Consider the following 20482-nt stretch of genomic DNA (forward strand, 5'->3'; position numbering starts at 1 on the left):
AAGGGGTCCAGAAAGATTTCTTGTGTTGTTGTTTGTGGGTTTATTTGTGTCACTGATTATCTCTATATTAGGGACTATTAAGGCTGGTAAAGGCCGACGCCGAGTTCATCTTCCTTACGAGTACGGGCAATGACTGATTCAGGGGATTCGTGAACACGTAGATCCATTTCATCTTCAGTTCGAATGACTTGACCACGCAGAGAGTTGGCGTATACATCAACAATTTCGACATCAACGAATTTGCCAATCATGTCAGGTGTACCTTCAAAATTAACCACACGGTTATTTTCAGTACGACCAGAAAGTTCCATGATATTTTTACGGGATGGCCCTTCAACCAGAATACGCTGTGTGCTGCCGTGCATTGCGCGGCTGAAGCTCATGGCTTGTTGATTAATACGTTGTTGTAACAAGTATAGGCGCTGTTTTTTCTCTTCTTCACTTACATCATCCGGCAAATCAGCGGCAGGTGTTCCCGGACGTGCTGAGTAGACAAAGCTAAAACTCATGTCGAAATTAACGTCAGCAATCAGCTTCATCGTTTTTTCGAAATCATCCTGTGTTTCTCCCGGGAAACCGATGATGAAGTCAGAACTGATGAGAATATCAGGACGAGCCTTGCGCAGACGGCGAATGATTCCTTTGTATTCCAGCGCAGTATGGGCACGCTTCATCAACGTCAGAATGCGGTCAGAACCACTCTGGACAGGTAAATGCAGGTAACTTACCAATTCCGGTGTATCTTCATAAACAGAGATGATATCGTCAGTAAACTCAATCGGATGGCTGGTGGTGAAACGGACACGGTCGATACCATCAATGGCTGCAACCAAACGCAGCAGTTCTGCAAATGTGCAGATATCACCATCAAACGTCGCGCCTCGGTAGGCATTTACGTTTTGACCGAGCAAGTTAACTTCACGTACTCCTTGTGCCGCAAGCTGGGCAATTTCAAACAGGATATCATCAGAAGGACGGCTGACTTCTTCCCCGCGCGTGTAAGGAACAACGCAGAATGTGCAGTATTTATTGCAGCCTTCCATGATGGAGACGAATGCGCTCGGGCCTTCAGCACGAGGTTCCGGCAGACGGTCAAATTTTTCGATTTCCGGGAAGCTGATATCAACAACGGGGCTGCGAGTGCCTTTAACATGATTAATCATTTCAGGCAGACGGTGCAGGGTTTGCGGCCCAAAGATAATATCGACGCTAGGTGCGCGCTGACGAATAAAATCCCCTTCCTGAGAGGCTACGCAGCCACCAACACCTATAATGACTTCAGGATTTTTGTCTTTCAGACCTTTCCAGCGACCAAGCTGGTGAAAGACTTTTTCCTGCGCCTTTTCACGGATTGAACAAGTATTCAGGAGTAAGATATCTGCTTCTTCGGCGACATTGGTTAACTGATAACCGTGAGTGGTTTCCAGTAGGTCGGCCATCTTGGATGAATCGTATTCGTTCATCTGACAGCCCCAGGTTTTAATATACAGTTTTTTTATCGTCGACATTTTATGTTCCGGTGTTTCCAGTGGAATGATGCTTCAACACTGAAAAGCGCAATGTATTGCACATAGTGTATTTATTGCACACAGTGTATTTAGCATAATTTTGTTGGCTATTGTAGTCATTTGAGATACCAGTGACCAGACTGTAACACTGGATATTCACAGCCAGAAAGGGAAAATTCCGGTACACTGCTTTAATCAATAAGTTAATAACGTGATGAATATGAATAATCCACAACAAAAATTCGATATCGTTGTCGTGGGGGCGGGCATGATTGGTGCCGCAACTGCATTGGGATTAGCGCAGGAAGGGTGGCGAGTTGCATTATTGGAACATCAGCCACCGGAACCTTATATTGCTGGCAGTGAGCCTGATATTCGTGTATCTGCAATTAGCTGTACTTCCGTGGATTTATTGAAGCAAGTGGGGGCATGGGAAAATGTATTGAACATTCGCAGTGCTCTTTATCGGAAGCTGGAAACGTGGGAACAAAATGATTCCAATGTTATTTTTGAGGCTAAGAACCTGGGGTTGCCAGAATTGGGTCACATGGTGGAAAACCGGATCTTGCAATTGGCATTGTGGCAGGAGTTTGAGCGTTATCCAAACCTGACATTGTTTTGTCCCACCACCCTGAAATCGATGCAGCGCCAGCATGAAACTAAATCATGGCTGGTGGCATTGGCGGATGGAACGGAAATTGGTACTCGTCTGATTATTGGTGCCGATGGTGCCCGTTCTCAGGTTCGTCAATTCGCAGGCATTGGCAGCAGGGGATGGCAATATCGTCAGTCATGTATGCTGATAACTGTCAAAACTGCGCAACCTCAACAAGATATAACATGGCAGCAGTTTTTTCCTTCTGGTCCCAGAGCTTTTTTGCCATTGTTTGATCAATGGGCTTCATTGGTTTGGTACGATTCTCCATCGCGTATTCGCCAATTGCAATCAATGACAATGGCACAGCTTGAGCTAGAAATTTTTCAGGCATTTCCCAGCCGTTTGGGTAAAGTCATACCAATTGCAGCAGGTTCATTTCCTCTGTCCCGTCATCATGCCAGCCATTATGTTCAAGAAGGATTGGTCTTATTGGGTGATGCGGCTCATACCATTAATCCACTAGCAGGGCAGGGAGTGAATTTGGGATATCGGGACGTTGATGTTTTGCTTAAGGAACTGACTAAGGCTAAGGAATTGCTGGAAGAGTGGGATTCATTGGCAGTTTTGATGCGTTATCAACGCCGCAGGATGCCGGATAATTTGGTGATGCAAGCGGGAATGGATCTCTTTCATACTACATTCAGCAGTGATCTACCAGGATTGAAAACAGTGCGTAATTTAGTATTGATGGCGGCTCAGCGTTCAGGTTCAATAAAAAATTACGCACTGAAATATGCATTGGGATTGTGATTGATATTTCCTCCCGGTCGGAAAGACGCCAAAGTTAATAATCGGAGCCATGATGTGCAAGCTCATCCACGTTGCATTTGGGGGTTTTTAAAACAGGGAAAAGCTTCGATAAAAGTTTACCTTGTGTTTGACAGGAAACTTGAAATTAGCGACAGAAACAACGATAAAAAAGATAGATGATTGAGCAGAGATCTTTTATGGCTGGGGTACCTGGATTCGAACCAGGGCATGCCAGGATCAAAACCTGGTGCCTTACCGCTTGGCGATACCCCATCTGAGTGTCATCACTACAATCTTTATTATGCTTAGATTTTTAACCCAGTAACATATTTTTTAAATCAACTGTTTCACTTAAGAATGGCTGGGGTACCTGGATTCGAACCAGGGTATGCCAGGATCAAAACCTGGTGCCTTACCGCTTGGCGATACCCCACCTGAAACAACATACTAAAACTTAAAACGTTACGAATGGTAAATTCTAAATACAACCCGATAAAGAGAATGGTGCGGGAGGCGAGACTTGAACTCGCACACCTTGCGGCGCCAGAACCTAAATCTGGTGCGTCTACCAATTTCGCCACTCCCGCAAAGATGGTGGCTACGACGGGAATCGAACCTGTGACCCCAGCATTATGAGTGCTGTGCTCTAACCAGCTGAGCTACGTAGCCATCTTTTTTTTTGCTTTGCCTTCATCGGCTGTGCGGGGCGCATTATGCGTATATCAGACAGATGCGTCAACTGCTTTTTTAAAGAAATATGCACTAAATCGTTTGTTTGTTTGTCTTGCAATCACTTTGCCGACAAAGCCGACAGAATTGGTTGAAATTATTCTCCAAGTAGATGTTGCAACAGTACACCATTAAGCATGGCGCGTTTCGTGAGTGCGAATGCTCCAATTGCAGAGCAGTGATTTAGCCAGTCATTCACTTTGATATGTGGCATATAACGGATAATGCCTTCATCTGGGTCAACCCTTCTTTAATCAGGCCACGTTCCAAGAGATGACGAGTAATTTTGGTTACACTGGCGGGAGCAAGCTGGCTTTTTTCTGCAATTTGAATACGTGATATGGGGCCATGCTGATCAATCACTCGATAGACCATCGCTCCATTTAGCTGTTTAATCAGATCAATATTACCGATTTGCTTCTGTGTATTCTCATTATCCATCAGTTTTTATACTCACGATAGTTTGATTTCATTTCCGTTAACAATGGTCTTGCAGATTTTGAAATCGTGAGTAAATGCAGTCAGATTCGCTACCTTGCCAGATTCAATTGTGCCGAAATGTTTATCAACACCGATAGCTCGGGCAGGATACAGCGTCGCCATCCGCAACGTTTCATCTAAAGCAATACCAACGTGTTCAACACTATTTTTGATGCTACCAATCATTGTGATTGATGAGCCGCTTAGCGTTCCATTTTCGTCGACACATAAACCATTTCGATAATATATTGTTTTGTTGGCAAAGGTAAATTGCTCCATTGCGTCAGAAGCGAGTCCGGCAGGGACGATAGCATCCGTTACCAAAATCAGTTTTTCATTTTTCAATTTCTTGGAATTACGGATATTTGGCCATGATACATGCATTCCATCACAGATAATGCCGGCATAGATTTCTGGTGAATCATAAATGGCACTGATTAGGCCGGGCTGACGGCCGGAAATTGCAGGCATTGCATTATATAAGTGGGTAGAAAAAGTAATGCCGTTTTGGAAACCATGGCGTGCTTCTTCATAAGTGGCATTGGAATGACCCGCAGAAACAACAATACCAGCTTCGACTAATTGTTGAATATACTTGTCTTCCACCATTTCAGGGGCAAGAGTGATCTTAGTAATCACATCAGCATTAAGACACAAGTAGTTCACCATTTCTGGTGTTGGCTTGCTGATATAAGCAGGATTGTGAGTCCCTTTTTTGACCGGATTAATATAAGGCCCTTCGAGATGTAGTCCTAAAGCCTGATTAGGGTTATTTTTGATGTAAGAGCGCATCACTTCGATGGCTTTAATTATTAATTCATCGGGACCGGTAATAAGGGTAGGAAGAAAACTGGTGCATCCGTAGAGCTGGTTGGTTGTCTGCATGACATGCAGAGTATCTTCGGAGATATCTTCCAACCGTTCATTAAATTGGACACCACCACAACCGTTGATTTGCAGATCAATAAATCCGGGAGCGAGGTTCGCGCCATGTAAATCGTGCTTCTCAATCTTTTTTGGCAACTCATTGACTGGACAAACCTGCTTAATCAAACCATCCGCAATGATAACCGCATGCTTATCAAGCCTGTCATATCCGGTATAGATAATACCGTTGGTTAATGCGTACATATTAGTTTATTAACTCCTGAAATCAGTTCTGGCTGGCGAATTCATTGATAATGTCAGCTTCTAACTGACGGAAATACTTAACTGTTTTCACCTTCAATTCCATGGTTGCTGGTTCATCACAGACAATAAGTGATTTGGGATGCATTTGGAGACAACTGATTGTCCACATATGGTTGATATGCCCTTCTATTGCGGCTTGCAGAGCTTGTGCTTTATTTATTCCGGTTGCCAGAATCATAATTTCTTCGGCATCCATCAGAGTTCCTACGCCAACGGTCAAAGCATATTTGGGAACTTGTTTTACGTCATTATCAAAGAAACGGGAATTTGCTGTTCGAGTTTCAATAGTCAGGGTTTTGATGCGTGTGCGCGAAGAAAGAGAAGATGCAGGTTCATTAAAGGCAATATGCCCATCATTACCTACACCGCCCATGAATAAATGGATTTTGCCATATGCTTTGATCTTATTTTCATAACGCTGGCATTCAACATCAATATCTGTCGCATTTCCGTTTAACAAATTGATATTTTCTTTTGGGATATCAATATGACTAAAGAAATTTTGGTGCATAAACGAGTGATAGCTTTGAGGGTGATCTTCCGGCAGGCCGATATATTCATCCATATTAAAAGTCACAACGTGCTTGAAGCTCACTTTTCCAGCCTGGTACAGAGAAATCAATTCCCTATAGGTAGCCAGTGGTGTACTGCCCGTGGGTAGCCCCAGTATAAAAGGGCGCTCTGCCGTTGGATTAAATTCATTGATTTTAGATGCGATATAGTGAGCAGACCATCGACCAACATCACTTGCCGTAGTTAGGGGAATAAGCCTCATGATTACCTCTTAAAAATTTATTCATTAATTTAATTATGAGGGCTATGCACGATATACGCGATATCCGAGATATCAATGTCATGTGCGATAGCTGTAGGGTAAATTTCGCAGATAAGCTGAAGTGGCAATAACGGCAATAGAAACGGCAATAGTCGTCAACTTTGGCCATGCTTCATCCTTAAAAAGCCGGAAGCATATCATAGCAACTAACTATTTAATACATAACCTTTTTTCTTACCCGACCCTGTACCTGAATTTGTGTAATTGCCTGTTTTTGGTATGTTTAATTTACCAACTAAAACAGGTGAAAAGATGGAAGAGAAAAATGAACCCTAAATGGTCAGGAAAAATCAAACGCGGATTACTGGCATGGTCAGTCAGATACTGGCCTTGTACGCCAGAGGAATGACCACCTGTGATATCGCGGGCGCCTTCAAAGAACGGTATGATATTGCTCATGGTAATTAATAGGGAGTTCCTCATGGACCACTGTCATACCTCAGGCTTAATTTCACTTGAACAGGCACTAGAAAAATTATTGGCACAAACCGTCCCCCTGACTTCCACAGAAACCATTAATCTGACCGAATCTGCTGGTCGCATTACCGCCACCGATATCATTTCCCCCATCAACGTTCCCCCATTTGATAACTCAGCAATGGATGGTTACGCCATTCGTCTTGCGGATTTTAATGAAAACCAAACCTTGCCAGTGGCAGGCAAGGCGCTGGCTGGTGTGCCGTTTCAGGGAGAATGGCCGACTGGTAGCTGCATTCGCATTATGACTGGTGCCCCTATTCCCTCTGGTGCTGATTCCGTAGTGATGCAGGAACAGGCTGAGGTCACTGAAACGGGTATTCGGTTCACTCATCCGGTAAAACAGGGACAAAACATTCGCACCATTGGGGAAGATATCACTCAAAATGCAATCGTATTTCCCAAAGGCATCAGACTCTCCACTGCGCAATTACCGCTGATTGCTTCACTGGGTATTGCAAAAGTGGAAGTGATCCGTAAGCTGAAAGTTGCCACTTTCTCTACCGGTGATGAATTACAAGCCATCGGAGAACCATTGCAGACAGGCCAGATTTACGATACCAATCGATTTGCCATTCGCCTGATGTTGGCAAAACTAGACTGTGAAGTTATTGATCTGGGTGTGATCCGCGATAATCCTGATACATTGCGCCAGGCCTTTATCGAAGCGGATAAACAAGCAGATCTAGTGATCAGCAGCGGCGGAGTTTCCGTGGGTGAAGCGGATTACACCAAACAAATTTTAGATGAAGTCGGAAAAGTCAGCTTCTGGAAACTTGCCATAAAACCCGGTAAGCCTTTCGCATTTGGCAAGCTGGAAAATACGTGGTTCTGTGGTTTGCCGGGCAACCCTGTCTCTGCTGTGCTAACGTTTTACCAGCTGGTACAACCGCTGATTGCCCGTTTATCCGGTTTTACCACATGGCAATCACCGATGCGCCTCACAGCCAAGACAATAATACCACTGAAAAAATCCCCCGGAAGATTGGATTTCCAACGCGGTATTGCTGGCATCAATGAAAATGGCGAATTAGAAGTACAAACTACAGGACATCAAGGTTCCCATATCTTTAGTTCATATAGCCTTGGCAACTGTTTTATCGTCTTGGAACGGGAACGTGAGCACGTTGCTGCCGGCGAAACAGTACACATTGAATTTTTCAACCATCTGCTAAAAAATCAATAAGATAAAAAATGACTATCGAACTGACCGATGAAGAAATCTTACGTTATAACCGACAAATTGTCTTACGTGGTTTTGATTTCGACGGGCAGGAGAGATTGAAATCTGCCAAAGTGCTGATAGTTGGTGCGGGAGGCCTCGGTTGCGCGGCTTCCCAATATCTTACTGCGGCTGGCGCAGGAACAATCACCCTGTTGGATTTTGATACGGTTTCCCTTTCCAATCTGCAAAGGCAAATTCTTCATCGCGATGAACGCATTGGTATGCCCAAAGTGCATTCTGCGGCATTGACCTTGCGGGAGATCAATCCACATATCACTCTCAATCCCATTGAAGGATTATTGGATGATCCGGCGTTAGATGAGTTAATCAGTCAACACGAAATTGTACTTGATTGCACCGATAACGTTGCTATTCGTGAGCAACTCAATCGCCTGTGCCACGGGCGCAAAATATCGTTGGTTTCCGGCGCAGCCATTCGTATGGAAGGCCAACTTTCCGTCTTTACTTATCAACCGGAAGAACCTTGTTATCGCTGCCTGAGCCGATTATTTGGTGAAAACAGCCTGACCTGTGTTGAAACTGGCGTTATGGCTCCACTGGTAGGAACCATCGGCTCCTTACAGGCAATGGAGGCAATTAAGCTGCTGACTCAATATGGAAAAAGCTGTCATGGAAAAGTATTACTGTTTGATGCCATGACGATGCAATTTCGTGAGATAAAATTGCCTAAAGATCCTCAGTGTGAAGTTTGTCAGGGTCATTGACATAGCCCCGAAAATCATCGGGGCCATAACCATCAGGCAAAATTACTGAACAATACTCTGACTTCCGAGATACTCATCATAAGTACCTTTAAAATCAATAATCTTATCGGATTTAATTTCCAGAATACGGCTGGCCAGTGAGCTTACAAATGCGCGGTCATGGGAGACGAAAACCAGCGTTCCTTGATAGAGTTCCAGCGCAAGGTTCAAAGATTCGATAGATTCCATATCCAAGTGGTTGGTTGGTTCATCCATCACCAAAATATTTGGATTTTGCATCATCAGCTTACCAAACAGCATCCGGCCTTGTTCACCACCAGAAAGCACACCTACTTTCTTTTTGATATCATCCTGACTGAACAGCAAGCGACCGAGAATGCTGCGTACTGCCTGCTCATCATCCCCTTCGCGCCTCCACTGGCCCATCCACTCAAAGACCGTCATATCACAATCAAAATCACTGGCATGATCCTGTGCATAGTAACCAATCGAACTATTTTCAGACCATTTAACCGTGCCACTATTTGGATTTTCTTCACCAATCAGAGTTTTCAGGAATGTCGTTTTACCGATACCATTTTCACCAATTACCGCCATCTTCTCACCGACTTCCATCAGTAAATTCAGATTTTTGAATAGTGGCCCGTTATCGTAACCCTTAGTCAAACTTTCCAATTCCAATGCATTACGGAACAGTTTTTTATCCTGCTCAAAGCGGATATAAGGGTTCTGACGGCTGGAAGCCTTTACTTCCGCTAGCTGGATCTTATCAATCTGACGGGCGCGGGAAGTCGCCTGTTTGGATTTAGAAGCATTAGCGCTAAAACGGCTAACAAATGATTGTAATTCAGCAATCTGTGCTTTTTTCTTCGCATTATCTGCCATCAGACGTTCACGCGCCTGTGTTGCTGCCACCATGTATTCATCATAGTTGCCAGGGAACAGATGCAGTTCGCCATAATCCAAATCAGCCATATGAGTACATACAGTATTCAGGAAATGGCGGTCATGGGAAATAATGATCATGGTGCTATTACGGTCATTGAGCACTTGTTCCAACCAACGGATAGTATCAATATCCAAGTTGTTGGTTGGCTCATCGAGCAGCAGAACGTCAGGGTTAGAAAACAGCGCCTGTGCCAACAATACACGCAATTTCCAACCCGGAGCCACGGCACTCATCAAACCATAGTGTTGTTCTACAGGAATACCCACGCCCATCAGTAATTCACCGGCACGAGCTTCGGCACTGTAACCATCCATTTCACCATAAGCGACTTCCAGATCGGCCACACGATAGCCATCTTCTTCGCTCATTTCTGCTATAGCATAAATGCGGTCACGTTCCTGCTTGACTTTCCACAGTTCTGTATACCCCATAATAACGGTGTCCATAACAGTATATTCTTCGAAAGCAAACTGATCCTGACGCAATTTACCCAAGCGTTCATTCGGATCAAGGCTGACATTACCAGAAGTAGGCGTTAAATCGCCGCCCAGAATTTTCATGAAAGTAGATTTACCAGCCCCATTCGCCCCAATCAGGCCATAACGGTTGCCGTTGCCGAATTTAACAGAGATGTTTTCAAACAATGGCTTGCTGCCAAACTGCATAGTGATATTGTTTGTACTTAACACAACTTTTGCTCTTAAAATAAAAGGAAGTTAAAAAACGATAGCCGCATATTATGACATAACAAGAAAAAAGTAAGGATTTTTCACCGTAATCGCTCCCTTAATGCCTATTCAATTGATAACAGAGTTGAGTTATCTCTCTTTCACTGCGAAGATGATTCTTCTTAAATAATACGTTGTAACTGAGGTTTTCTGTAAATGTCTCTTTCCGAACATCGGGCAGCATCTTTTCCACTGCTTCCTGTGATTTTATTGTTACTGTCAATGACATCTATTCAGGCCGGGGCTTCACTGGCTAAAACAGTATTTCATGTCATTGGTGCTCCTGGAGTAACAGCACTGAGACTTGCATTAGGAACGATTATTCTATTTCTGATTTTCAAACCGTGGCGTCTGAAATTTCAGCGAAATTCTCTGATCCCCCTTTTTGCCTATGGCATCTCACTCGGGGCGATGAATTACCTGTTTTATATGGCACTTTCCCGTATTCCCCTTGGTGTTGCTGTCGCACTTGAGTTCACAGGGCCTTTGGCTGTGGCAATGTTCTCCTCCAGACGTCCATTGGATTTTCTCTGGATAGCCTTGGTCATTGCTGGACTAGGATTTTTATTACCTATAGGAGATAGTGTCAGTGCACTTGATCCCATTGGTATTTTATATGCACTCGGGGCTGGTGTTTTCTGGGCACTTTATATTATCTTCGGGCAACGTGCTGGAGCAGGCTATGGCGCGGCAACAGCTTCTATTGGTTCACTAATCGCTGCCTTAATTTTCTTCCCGGTCGGATTGATACAGACTGGCCCCGAAATACTGTTTGATATTTCACTACTACCTATCGCACTCGGGATAGCGATTTTATCAACAGCCTTTCCTTACACACTGGAAATGATTGCCCTTACCCGTTTACCTGTCAAAACGTTTGGGACATTAATGAGCCTTGAACCTGCATTGGGCGCATTATCGGGCATTATCTTCCTTAATGAGAATTTGACCACGACCCAGTGGATTGCGCTTTTCTGCATTATATGTGCTTCTATAGGTTCAACCTTTAGCATTAAGCGAAAAACTAAAATCGAAAAAATTGAAATTGAATAGTTAATTTTCCACAATACATTGATTAATATTACCTAATCCGGAGAAATTCAACATTCTCCGGTTTTTTCGTTTTTATTGGCTATCAATGCAATAGCAACAAGCGATGTGACTTTTGATAAATTGTCTACTAAATTTATTCCATCTGATGGGATAATTCATTACTTGGAATTAAGAGGACATTATTATGACTACTGCAAAATTAATCAGAACCCAGCCTTCTGCTCTGATTTATACACGCAATAATATTGATAACGGAATTAAAAAGAGATCAATTACTGCCCTGAATCATATGTTGGCTCAATTTATCGATCTGTCAATGCTGACTAAACAAGCCCACTGGAACATACGAGGCCGAAATTTCATTTCTATTCATGAAATGCTGGATACTTTTCGCAGCGCTCTCGTGGAGCACCTTGATACATTCGCCGAACGTACAGCTCAACTCGGTGGTACAGCTTTGGGAACCGTTCAGGAAGTAAGTAAACACACAACGCTGAAAAGCTACCCAACAGATATCCATAATGTGCAGGATCACCTGAAAGCACTGGCAGATAGCTACGCCATCGTTGCCAATGATATCCGTCAGGCAATTATTGATGCTGAAGATGAAGACACTGCGGATATGTTTACTGCTGCATCCCGTGATCTCGATAAAATTTTATGGTTTATCGAAGCAAATATTGAGTAATAAAATAAAAACATTATTTTTCAAAAAATTAAGGTCACATTTGTGACCTTTTTTGCATTGAGGAATATCATCAAATACAGAAAAAATTAAGAAATGGAAGTTATGATCTAACAAACAAGACTAAACTTTAAAAAAATCATTTTTCTCTCTATAATCCCTGTTTTATTTAAAAATAAACATAAGGATTCTATACGATGGATATCGAAGTCAAAGATTCTAACGGCACTCTGTTGAATGACGGTGATTCAGTTCAGGTAATCAAGGATCTGAAAGTCAAAGGGACTTCTAAGACGTTGAAACGTGGCACCCTGATCAAAAACATCCGACTGACTAATCGCGAAGATGAAATTGAGTGTAATGCAGATAAAATCAAAGGGTTAGTACTGAAAACCTGTTTCCTGAAAAAAGTAGGATAAATAACAGTTATACATCCGTTTTTGCTTAAAGGATAAATAATATTAACTTTTATACTATTTATCCTTTTTCTTATCCTTTTTCATTACTTCCAATTCCTTTAACGATGGTATCTCAGGTCGTTCAATTGGAAATACAGGTAAAGAACCCAATAAACGTGGCCCATACCGTTTGGTCAATAATCGATTGTCATAAATCACCACATCACCATAGCATTCATGACTGCGGATCAATCTTCCTACCTGTTGAATCAGGCTAAAAGAAGCACTTGGCAAACTTTGTACTTCGAACGGATAGCGTTTCAAAGATTTCAGCCATTCGCTTTCGGTGATAATGACAGGGTTGGCCACAGGCGGAAATGCAATTTTATGGATATGTACTTGTGAAAGATAATCACCTTTTAAATCCAACCCTTCGGCGAATGACTGCAATCCAATCAAAACGCTGGCTTGTCCTTCATCAATACGTCTGCAATGAGTTTCTACCAATCGATAACGAGGTTGATCGCCCTGTACCAATAACATCAAACGTAAGTCGGGCACGAAAGTCAGAAATCCTTCCATTGCACGCTGGCTGCTAAATAGTATCAACATTCCCCGATGTTTCCCTTCTATCACCTGAGAACGGAAAAAACGCGCCATTTCCTCAAGGTGTAGCATTTCATTCTGGATTGTCGGTTCCTGTGTCATTTGCGGAATTAGCAAACGCCCCTGCCGTACATGTTCGAAAGGCGATGACAAAGCCACGAAACGATCATCATGGTTTTCACTTAAACCCGTCAGTTCCTGAATACGAGAGAAGCTATTTAACGAACGCAATGTTGCGGATGTCACCACAACATGAGGAATATTGTGCCATAATAGATGGGTTAATTGTTCACTGACCCGAATCCCGGCACAGTGAAAATAAAGGTGCGACTGATTTTTTTCATAGCGACGCGTCAACCATTTGGATATCGGCGCATGGGAAGATTCTTCCTGCGAAGCCAAACGCCACAATTTTGCCATATTCTCAAAATAGCCCAATGTTCGGCTGGTTTGTAAAATCGTGCGATGCAATCGGACAAGATCTTGCTTCGCCGTCTGATCCGTTAAATCATTTAAAATTGCTTCTGCTAAGCTACGTAATCCATCAGTGAGCTTAAATAATTGCTGGCAACATAACAGTAAACTATCCGGTAATTTTCCCAGTTCGAATAAGTATTCTTCTGCTTCGCCCCGCTCAGGCAATAAAGCTTGTGTAATGGCTGCCAATTCTTTAAAGCATTCGCTAATTCTTTCACAATGAGTTTTCAACCGAGGAATATTTGCCAATGCAGGTGGTTTTACCGGACGAAATTGAACCAGATATTGCTCCACATGACGGACAAATGTATCTAACTGCCCATTTAGCTGGAATAACGTAATTTCTCCTTCAACTTCCAGCGAATCTCTGGCTACATCCGGTATATGGTGCCCTTCATCTAATACCAGCAGCAGATTTTTTGCCTCCGGTAAAACAGATTCACTTTCCAGTGCAGCCATCACCAAAGAGTGGTTGGCAACAACGACATCCGCATCTTCAATTTCCCGACGAGCGAGAAAAAATGGGCAGCGATGATAAAACTGGCAATTCCGAGCCAGACAGTTCATCTTATCTGTACTGATTTTTGCCCACAGTGAATCCGACAATGCCAGTTGATGGTGATCACGCAAACCGTCCCATGCAAATGTCGTGTATTCACTGCGCAACCGACGACACAATTCCCGTTCTTCACTGTTAGTGATATCAGTCCGGTCTTCCACCAGAAACATTAGATCAATTTGTTCGCCTTCTGCGGCACAAATTGCCTCCAGATTACGTGGACAGACATAACGTGAGCGGCCAAAAGCACCGGTGAATTTCAGGTCAGGAATGATCTTGTGCAATAAAGGCAGGTCCTTGCTATAGATTTGATCTTGCAACGCAACATTCGCCGTACTGACTATCAACGGCTTCTGCTCTGCTCTACTGACAGCAATGCCTGGGATCAGATATGACAAAGTTTTTCCTACTCCCGTAGGTGCTTCTATCACTAAATGCCGTCCTTCTTCATCCGCCAGCGTTTTTGCAACCTCTGCAATCATCTGACGTTGCGGAGCACGCGGAATGAAACCATCAATATGGGTGGATAATGCCTTATACCATTGGCTAATCTGATTTTTTATTGAACTGGAAAGTGCCATGAGTTTTGCTGCTTAAAAATTGGAGGGCTATTCTCCCATAGAGTTGATATCAAATCAGCTTTATATGCTCATTACTGGGAAACAGTTTCCAGCTTCTTTATTATCAATACAGGAAAATTGGTTATTGCTTGTCTGGATTGTATAAGCCGATATACTTTTGACTTTCTATCTTTTGGCTTTTTATGGCTGATAACACTCTTTATCAAAAATTTTTATTAAAATCTTACTGGATACAAAGATGAAAAAAATCCTGCTCATTATCATCATATTATTTTCTATCGGCTCTATTGGCGGTGTCTTTCTGGCAGGATTGAATATGTACACACGCTCAACCACCCCAACAGAAGAGCCGCAACAGAGCCAGCAGGAAAATATCCCGACAGGGCAACAATAAATACATCTGGTTTTAGCACAACACTAGATATTACAACATATCTAGTGTTAATAACGTATCGCCTTGCACCATACGGTATTATGACATCAGGTGAATAATCTCATGAAAAACGAATATTTTGTCAGCCCACAATGGTTAAACGAGCATCTCCATGATGAGAATGTCGTTATCGTTGATGCTAGTGCCCCAATGCCCACCCAATCCATTGATTACTACCAGCTCTGGTTGGAGGAACACATTCCGGGTGCTCAGTTTTTTGACCTTGATAAAGTTGCCAATCTACAGACCAACCTGCCACACATGCTGCCGGAACCGGAAATTTTCCGTCAAGCGGTCAACAAAATGGGTATCAGTGAAAATCATCTGGTGGTGATTTACGATCAAGGAAATATGTTCTCCGCCCCACGAGCATGGTGGACATTCAAAATCTTTGGTGCCCATCATATCCGTATTCTTGAGGGGGGATTACAAGGCTGGCAGCAGTCTGGTTATCCAACCGAATCGGGAAAAGTTGCCCGTTCACCCGAAGTTTTCAATGTACAGTTTACTCCTGAAAAAGTCTGTTCTCAGGCGCAGATCCTTGTTGCTCTCCATAACAATGTGCCAGTACAGTTTATTGATGCCAGAGCAGAAGACCGCTTTCAAGCAAAAGTACCTGAACCCCGCCCAGGCTTGAGAATGGGGCATCTCCCCGGCGCTAAAAATGTTCCGTGGACAGCCTTGATTGATAATGGACTTTATAAGTCAGTAGAAGAAATTACGGCGATATTCCGAAAACAAGGCGTTAATTTAGACCAGCCGATTATTACCAGTTGTGGCTCTGGCATGACAGCCGCCGTTTTAGTATTGAGTCTTGATATGATTGGTCACAAAGAAGTGAAATTATATGATGGCTCTTGGGCTGAATGGGGAGCGGATGACTCACTTCCGTTAGGAAAATAAATATTAGGAAAATAAATAATCACAAAGGGCATTTGAATAATATGCCCTTTTTTTTATTAATCATATTCATGATGAAACTCATAAACCACTTTACAAAACCGTTTTATAAAAAATTACTGATTGGAAATTTTATGGTATACAAATAAGAAAATTATCGCTCCCACAACAGCAATGATAAAACTTCCGAAATTAAAACCATCAACTTTTCCCATTCCAAAGAACGTGCTGATATACCCGCCAACAACAGCACCCACAATAGCTAAAATCACTGTCATAATGATACCGCTGCTATTATTTCCCGGCATAATCCACTTAGCAAGGATCCCGGCAATCAAGCCAAAGATAATCCAAGATAATATACCCATATACAACCTCCAGAATTAATTAGATTATTTGATTACGAATTCAATTAAGTTTCTACGCCTTAATTTAAGACTTTGGCATAAAGAATTGCAAATCACAAAAGGAAACACACTCACAAGTAATTAGAAATATTTGTTCGACCATGCATAACCAGTTCTGTTGCTCCAGCCTGCTGGACAACATCCGCAATCTCAAACTGACACCCGCCAGAATCCCAGCCCATACGGACTTTTACCGTCACTGGAAAGCCGGCAGGCACAGCTTCACGCATGGTTTTGGCACCACGATAGATAAGGTCGGGATTTTTCAGTAATGATGCCCCACCACCACTGCCATTCACAGTTTTGGAGGGACAGCAACAATTTAAATCAACACCCCAGGATCCCAGTTTAACCGCTCTAACCGCTGTTCCCGATGGAGTCCGGCTCTGGTTATGCAATTCAGGGCACAACCGATAAAACGATTTTACCGGCAGTAAGCTATCAACCACGCGCAGGAATTCTGTAATACAGAGATCGTACTCTTTGATCTCACTCAACAACTCCCTGACCAATGAATCCAAAACACCTTCCATCGGAGCCAGCAAAACGCGTATGGATTACTCTCCCGAAGCTATCACTCGTGGCACTTTGATTGTGGTTCTCTGGCGACGTTGACGAGAAAATTTATCTTGATTGCGTGGACGCTCACCATTTTGCTTCACATTATCTTGTTTGGAATAACCTTGCTTACCATTGCTACTTTGGCTTCGAGGTTGTTCACTACGTGAATCGTTACCGCGAGGATCGCTGCCCCAGGGACTGTTTCCATGAGAACGGCTACCACGTGAACTGCTGTTACGGGAGTCACTGCCACGAGAATTGCGTCCGTTCTGAATAGGCTCCGCCTTAATGGAAGGATCAGGTTCATACCCCGAAATGGCAATACGTGGAATTTCCCGCTTTAATAACCGCTCAATATCTCTCAGGAGTTTGTGTTCATCTACGCACACCAACGATATTGCCTGGCCAGTTGCATCCGCACGGCCAGTACGCCCAATGCGGTGAACATAATCTTCTGCGACGTTTGGCAGTTCATAGTTGATCACATGCGGCAATTGATCGATATCCAACCCACGTGCAGCGATATCCGTTGCTACCAACACACGAATTTGTCCGGTTTTGAAATCAGCCAGTGCGCGCGTTCTTGCACCCTGACTTTTATTGCCGTGGATCGCAGCCGCAGTCACACCATCTTTATTCAGTTGTTCCGCCAGTCGGTTGGCCCCATGTTTGGTGCGGGTGAATACCAGTACCTGCTGCCAATTCTGATTGCCTATCATATAAGAAAGCAATTCACTCTTGCGTTTTTTGTCTACAAAGTGGATTGATTGTTCAATCTGCTCAGATGCTGAGTTACGGCGTGCCACTTCTACACTCACCGGACTATGCAGCAATTTATTGGCCAGATTTTTAATCTCATCAGAAAACGTTGCAGAAAACAGTAGATTCTGGCGTTTTGCGGGTAGTTTGCTCAATACTCGACGGATATCATGAATAAAGCCCATATCCAGCATACGGTCAGCTTCATCCAGAATCAGAATTTCAACGCGTGAGAGATCCACCGCATTTTGGTGTTCTAAATCCAGCAAGCGCCCCGGTGTTGCCACCAGAATATCGACACCACCACGCAATTTCATCATTTGTGGATTGATGCTGACGCCACCAAACACGACAAATGAACGCAAACTGAGATATTTGCTGTAATTACGTACATTTTCACCCACCTGAGCCGCCAGCTCCCGAGTTGGTGTCAAAATCAACGCCCTGATCGGACGACGACCTTTTCCCTGAGTGGGAGATTCACTTAAGCGCTGCAAAATAGGTAAAGTAAACCCTGCTGTTTTTCCCGTTCCTGTCTGGGCGCTAGCCAGAAGATCTTTACCGGAAAGTACAACAGGAATAGCCTGTTGCTGAATAGGGGTAGGTTCCGCGTAGCCTTGTTCTTCAACAGCACGCAAAATATCAGCCTTCAAGCCGAGTGACTCAAAATTCATAAATAAGAAATACTCCAGACTTCACCATTCCTGACATCAATTCAGGGGCAGTTTTATGGGAAGAAAATAGACGCGATAAAACGCAAAGAAATAACACAAACTGCCATGCACCTAAGTGCAGCATTATAACAGATATATGTTCCCAATCAGACCACATAAACCAATTAATTAGCGCGAAGATACTAATTGCAGACAAGCGACTACGATAATTTTTCAAAAACAGAAAAATTCTTTTTTATAAACGTCTATTAAAAAGGCAATTTGTGCCAGCTTTACATCGACTTACTTTAGTTTTAAAGTTAATCATACGATTGATATATTTATGACACTCCCGAAAATTTTTTGTAACAGGAACTCTTTAAACATGGCAGAGAAGACGGCTCAAACTTCACGAGGCGAACAAGCCAAACAGCAACTTCTTGAAGCGGCAATAGAAATTTTTGGCAGATCTGGTCTGGAAGGCGCAACTACCCGCAATATTGCTCAGCACGCACAACAAAATATCGCAGCCATTGCTTACTATTTTGGTTCCAAAGAGGGATTATATCTCGCTGTCGTGCAGCATATCGCAGATAGACTAAAATCAGAATTTACCCCACTGGTTGAGGTTATTGACCGTTTCTTTGCCGAAACTCCGAAACCTTATCCACAAGAACAAATACTGGAATTCATTCATCAAGGGATGGTTAGCTATAACCGCCTGATTTTCGAGAAAAGCAGTATTAATATCAGCCGCATTATGTCACATGAACAATTAACGCCAACAGAGGCTTACAACGTCATGCATGAGCAAGGTCTGGCTCCAATTTATTCACGTTTGAATAAATTAATCGCTAATTATATCGGGGCTGATGAAGACCAAATTTCAACCCAAATCCATACTCACGCCCTATTGGGCGAAATTCTTTCTTTCCGTCTGGCACGGGAGGCCTTATTGCGCCAAACAGGTTGGGACAACATTGGCACCAAAGAGTATGCATTAATCAATCAGGTTTTAACTCAACACATCAATTTATTGCTTGATGGGTTACGGAATAGATAACGCAACAACCTTATATACCCTAAGATCTTTCAACCAATTGCAAAATCTCAGGTTTAAATTGAACAAGACATAAGGGATAGTATGAACAATAAAAAGTTTGCTCTTGCCCTATTGGCACTCATTGTTGTTATCGGAGCCATTGCTGGCATTTATTATTATCAGGAACAAAATAGCAAAGAGTTAACCTTATATGGCAATGTCGATGTCAGAACTGTCAATCTTGGTTTTCGGGTTGCCGGTAAACTGTCAAGCCTGCAAGTCGATGAAGGTGATGCCATTACGGCAGGTCAGACTCTCGGTCATCTTGATAATGCTCCCTTTATTCATGCCTTGAACCAAGCCAAAGCCGCCCAAGATGTTGCCAAAGCTAACCTTGCCAAAGCTGAAGCGGGTTATCGTACTGAAGAAATCGCTCAAGTCCGCGCTGAAGTTGCTCAAAAAGAGTCAGCATTTCACTTTGCCGATAGCTTCTTGAAACGTCAGCAAGGATTGTGGCAGAGTAAAACTATCTCAGCCAATGAGCTGGAAAACGCCAAAACCGGGCGCAATCAGGCATTCGCTGCCCATCAGGCCGCAAAAGATAAATTACGCCAGTTCGAAACCGGTTATCGAATAGAGGAAATTGCGGCTGCCAAGGCGCAACTTGCTCAAGCGCAAGCAACTGTCGCACAGGCGGAACTCAATCTGAAAGATACTCAACTTACTGCTCCATCAGCCGGTGTTATCCTGACCAGAGCCATTGAACCGGGCACTATGTTAGCGGCCGGAAACACGGTCTTTACCCTTTCACTGACCAATCCTGTCTGGATCAGAGCATATATTGATGAGCCTAATCTGAATCAGGCTACCGCAGGACGAGAAATTTTGATTTATACCGATGGACGCAAAAATCAACCTTATCATGGCAAAATCGGCTTTGTATCTCCAACGGCCGAATTTACACCTAAAAATGTTGAAACACCGGATTTAAGAACGGATTTGGTCTATCGCCTGCGGATCATTGTCCTTGACCCCGATGAGGGAATAAAACAGGGAATGCCAGCCACTTTGCGCTTTACTGATTCGAATTTCACTGAAGCAAAAGATAAGTAA

At 43.3% G+C, this 20482-nt stretch carries 18 protein-coding genes, 4 tRNA genes and 2 pseudogenes; 10 read left to right on the forward strand and 14 right to left on the reverse strand.

Annotated elements, in window-relative coordinates:
• Positions 1-77 precede the first annotated feature (77 nt).
• Complete coding sequence (gene miaB / locus BM329_RS06945; protein ID WP_092550814.1) at positions 78-1508, reverse strand: tRNA (N6-isopentenyl adenosine(37)-C2)-methylthiotransferase MiaB; 1431 nt, start codon at positions 1506-1508, stop codon at positions 78-80.
• Between the two features lie 220 nt (positions 1509-1728).
• On the opposite strand from miaB, the gene ubiF reads away from it, so the two are divergent.
• Positions 1729-2916, forward strand: a complete 1188-nt coding sequence (gene ubiF / locus BM329_RS06950) for a 3-demethoxyubiquinol 3-hydroxylase (protein WP_092550935.1) — start codon at positions 1729-1731, stop codon at positions 2914-2916.
• 198 nt (positions 2917-3114) lie between these two features.
• Here the strand turns inward: ubiF and BM329_RS06960 are convergent.
• From BM329_RS06960 to BM329_RS15295, 8 genes and pseudogenes are all read right to left on the reverse strand, one after another.
• Positions 3115-3189 (reverse strand) — tRNA-Gln (locus BM329_RS06960).
• A gap of 85 nt (positions 3190-3274) precedes the next feature.
• Positions 3275-3349: transfer RNA gene (locus BM329_RS06965), tRNA-Gln, on the reverse strand.
• A gap of 69 nt (positions 3350-3418) precedes the next feature.
• A tRNA-Leu gene (locus tag BM329_RS06970) sits at positions 3419-3503 on the reverse strand.
• 5 nt (positions 3504-3508) lie between these two features.
• A tRNA-Met gene (locus tag BM329_RS06975) sits at positions 3509-3585 on the reverse strand.
• Between the two features lie 306 nt (positions 3586-3891).
• Positions 3892-4086 (reverse strand): annotated as a pseudogene (locus BM329_RS06985) (MarR family transcriptional regulator); the annotation flags it as partial.
• A 12-nt stretch (positions 4087-4098) separates the two neighbouring features.
• Complete coding sequence (gene nagA / locus BM329_RS06990; RefSeq protein ID WP_092550823.1) at positions 4099-5256, reverse strand: N-acetylglucosamine-6-phosphate deacetylase; 1158 nt, start codon at positions 5254-5256, stop codon at positions 4099-4101.
• A 22-nt stretch (positions 5257-5278) separates the two neighbouring features.
• The gene (gene nagB, locus BM329_RS06995) at positions 5279-6091 is read right to left on the reverse strand and encodes a glucosamine-6-phosphate deaminase (RefSeq protein ID WP_092550826.1); all 813 of its coding nucleotides are present in this window, start codon (positions 6089-6091) and stop codon (positions 5279-5281) included.
• 288 nt (positions 6092-6379) lie between these two features.
• On the reverse strand, positions 6380-6574 hold the full coding sequence (locus BM329_RS15295) for a hypothetical protein (protein WP_422643786.1): 195 nt from the start codon (positions 6572-6574) through the stop codon (positions 6380-6382).
• Here BM329_RS15295 and moeA point away from each other — a divergent pair.
• Positions 6573-7814 (forward strand): molybdopterin molybdotransferase MoeA, encoded by a 1242-nt coding sequence (gene moeA / locus BM329_RS07005; RefSeq protein WP_092550829.1) that lies wholly within the window; start codon positions 6573-6575, stop codon positions 7812-7814. The genes BM329_RS15295 and moeA overlap by 2 nt on opposite strands.
• Before the next feature lie 8 nt (positions 7815-7822).
• Positions 7823-8578, forward strand: coding sequence for a molybdopterin-synthase adenylyltransferase MoeB (moeB, locus tag BM329_RS07010; protein WP_092550832.1), 756 nt, complete (start codon positions 7823-7825; stop codon positions 8576-8578).
• Positions 8579-8620: 42 nt separating this feature from the next.
• On the opposite strand, the gene BM329_RS07015 is transcribed toward moeB, so the two are convergent.
• Positions 8621-10216, reverse strand: a complete 1596-nt coding sequence (locus tag BM329_RS07015; protein WP_092550835.1) for an ABC-F family ATPase — start codon at positions 10214-10216, stop codon at positions 8621-8623.
• 195 nt (positions 10217-10411) lie between these two features.
• Here BM329_RS07015 and rhtA point away from each other — a divergent pair, with 195 nt between their 5' ends.
• The 3 genes from rhtA to BM329_RS07030 all read left to right on the forward strand — a co-directional run bounded on the left by rhtA (position 10412) and on the right by BM329_RS07030 (position 12412).
• On the forward strand, positions 10412-11308 hold the full coding sequence (rhtA, locus tag BM329_RS07020) for a threonine/homoserine exporter RhtA (RefSeq protein ID WP_092550838.1): 897 nt from the start codon (positions 10412-10414) through the stop codon (positions 11306-11308).
• Positions 11309-11492: 184 nt separating this feature from the next.
• Positions 11493-11996, forward strand: coding sequence for a DNA starvation/stationary phase protection protein Dps (gene dps, locus BM329_RS07025; protein ID WP_092550841.1), 504 nt, complete (start codon positions 11493-11495; stop codon positions 11994-11996).
• Between the two features lie 194 nt (positions 11997-12190).
• The gene (locus BM329_RS07030; protein WP_092550844.1) at positions 12191-12412 is read left to right on the forward strand and encodes an alkylphosphonate utilization protein; all 222 of its coding nucleotides are present in this window, start codon (positions 12191-12193) and stop codon (positions 12410-12412) included.
• Positions 12413-12466: 54 nt separating this feature from the next.
• Here the strand turns inward: BM329_RS07030 and dinG are convergent, their stop codons facing one another.
• Positions 12467-14614, reverse strand: coding sequence for an ATP-dependent DNA helicase DinG (dinG, locus tag BM329_RS07035; RefSeq protein WP_092550847.1), 2148 nt, complete (start codon positions 14612-14614; stop codon positions 12467-12469).
• Between the two features lie 238 nt (positions 14615-14852).
• Between dinG and BM329_RS14690 the strand changes: the two genes are divergently transcribed.
• Positions 14853-15008 (forward strand): hypothetical protein, encoded by a 156-nt coding sequence (locus BM329_RS14690; protein WP_177216207.1) that lies wholly within the window; start codon positions 14853-14855, stop codon positions 15006-15008.
• Positions 15009-15110: 102 nt separating this feature from the next.
• Entirely contained in the window at positions 15111-15950 is an 840-nt protein-coding gene (gene sseA / locus BM329_RS07040; protein WP_092550850.1) for a 3-mercaptopyruvate sulfurtransferase, read from the forward strand.
• A 113-nt stretch (positions 15951-16063) separates the two neighbouring features.
• Here sseA and BM329_RS07045 read toward each other — a convergent pair whose 3' ends face one another.
• From BM329_RS07045 to rhlE, 3 genes and pseudogenes are all read right to left on the reverse strand, one after another.
• Complete coding sequence (locus BM329_RS07045; protein WP_092550853.1) at positions 16064-16315, reverse strand: GlsB/YeaQ/YmgE family stress response membrane protein; 252 nt, start codon at positions 16313-16315, stop codon at positions 16064-16066.
• A 116-nt stretch (positions 16316-16431) separates the two neighbouring features.
• Positions 16432-16908: pseudogene (locus BM329_RS07050) on the reverse strand (tRNA-dihydrouridine synthase); the annotation flags it as partial.
• Positions 16909-16911: 3 nt separating this feature from the next.
• On the reverse strand, positions 16912-18348 hold the full coding sequence (rhlE, locus tag BM329_RS07055) for an ATP-dependent RNA helicase RhlE (protein WP_092550856.1): 1437 nt from the start codon (positions 18346-18348) through the stop codon (positions 16912-16914).
• A 364-nt stretch (positions 18349-18712) separates the two neighbouring features.
• Here rhlE and BM329_RS07060 point away from each other — a divergent pair, with 364 nt between their 5' ends.
• Together BM329_RS07060 and hlyD are read left to right on the forward strand one after the other, a co-directional pair.
• The gene (locus tag BM329_RS07060) at positions 18713-19390 is read left to right on the forward strand and encodes a transcriptional regulator (RefSeq protein WP_092550859.1); all 678 of its coding nucleotides are present in this window, start codon (positions 18713-18715) and stop codon (positions 19388-19390) included.
• Positions 19391-19471: 81 nt separating this feature from the next.
• Positions 19472-20482 (forward strand): secretion protein HlyD, encoded by a 1011-nt coding sequence (gene hlyD / locus BM329_RS07065; protein WP_092550862.1) that lies wholly within the window; start codon positions 19472-19474, stop codon positions 20480-20482.

Source organism: Xenorhabdus koppenhoeferi, assembly GCF_900116635.1.
In the GTDB taxonomy this organism is placed as follows: Bacteria; Pseudomonadota; Gammaproteobacteria; order Enterobacterales; family Enterobacteriaceae; genus Xenorhabdus; species Xenorhabdus koppenhoeferi.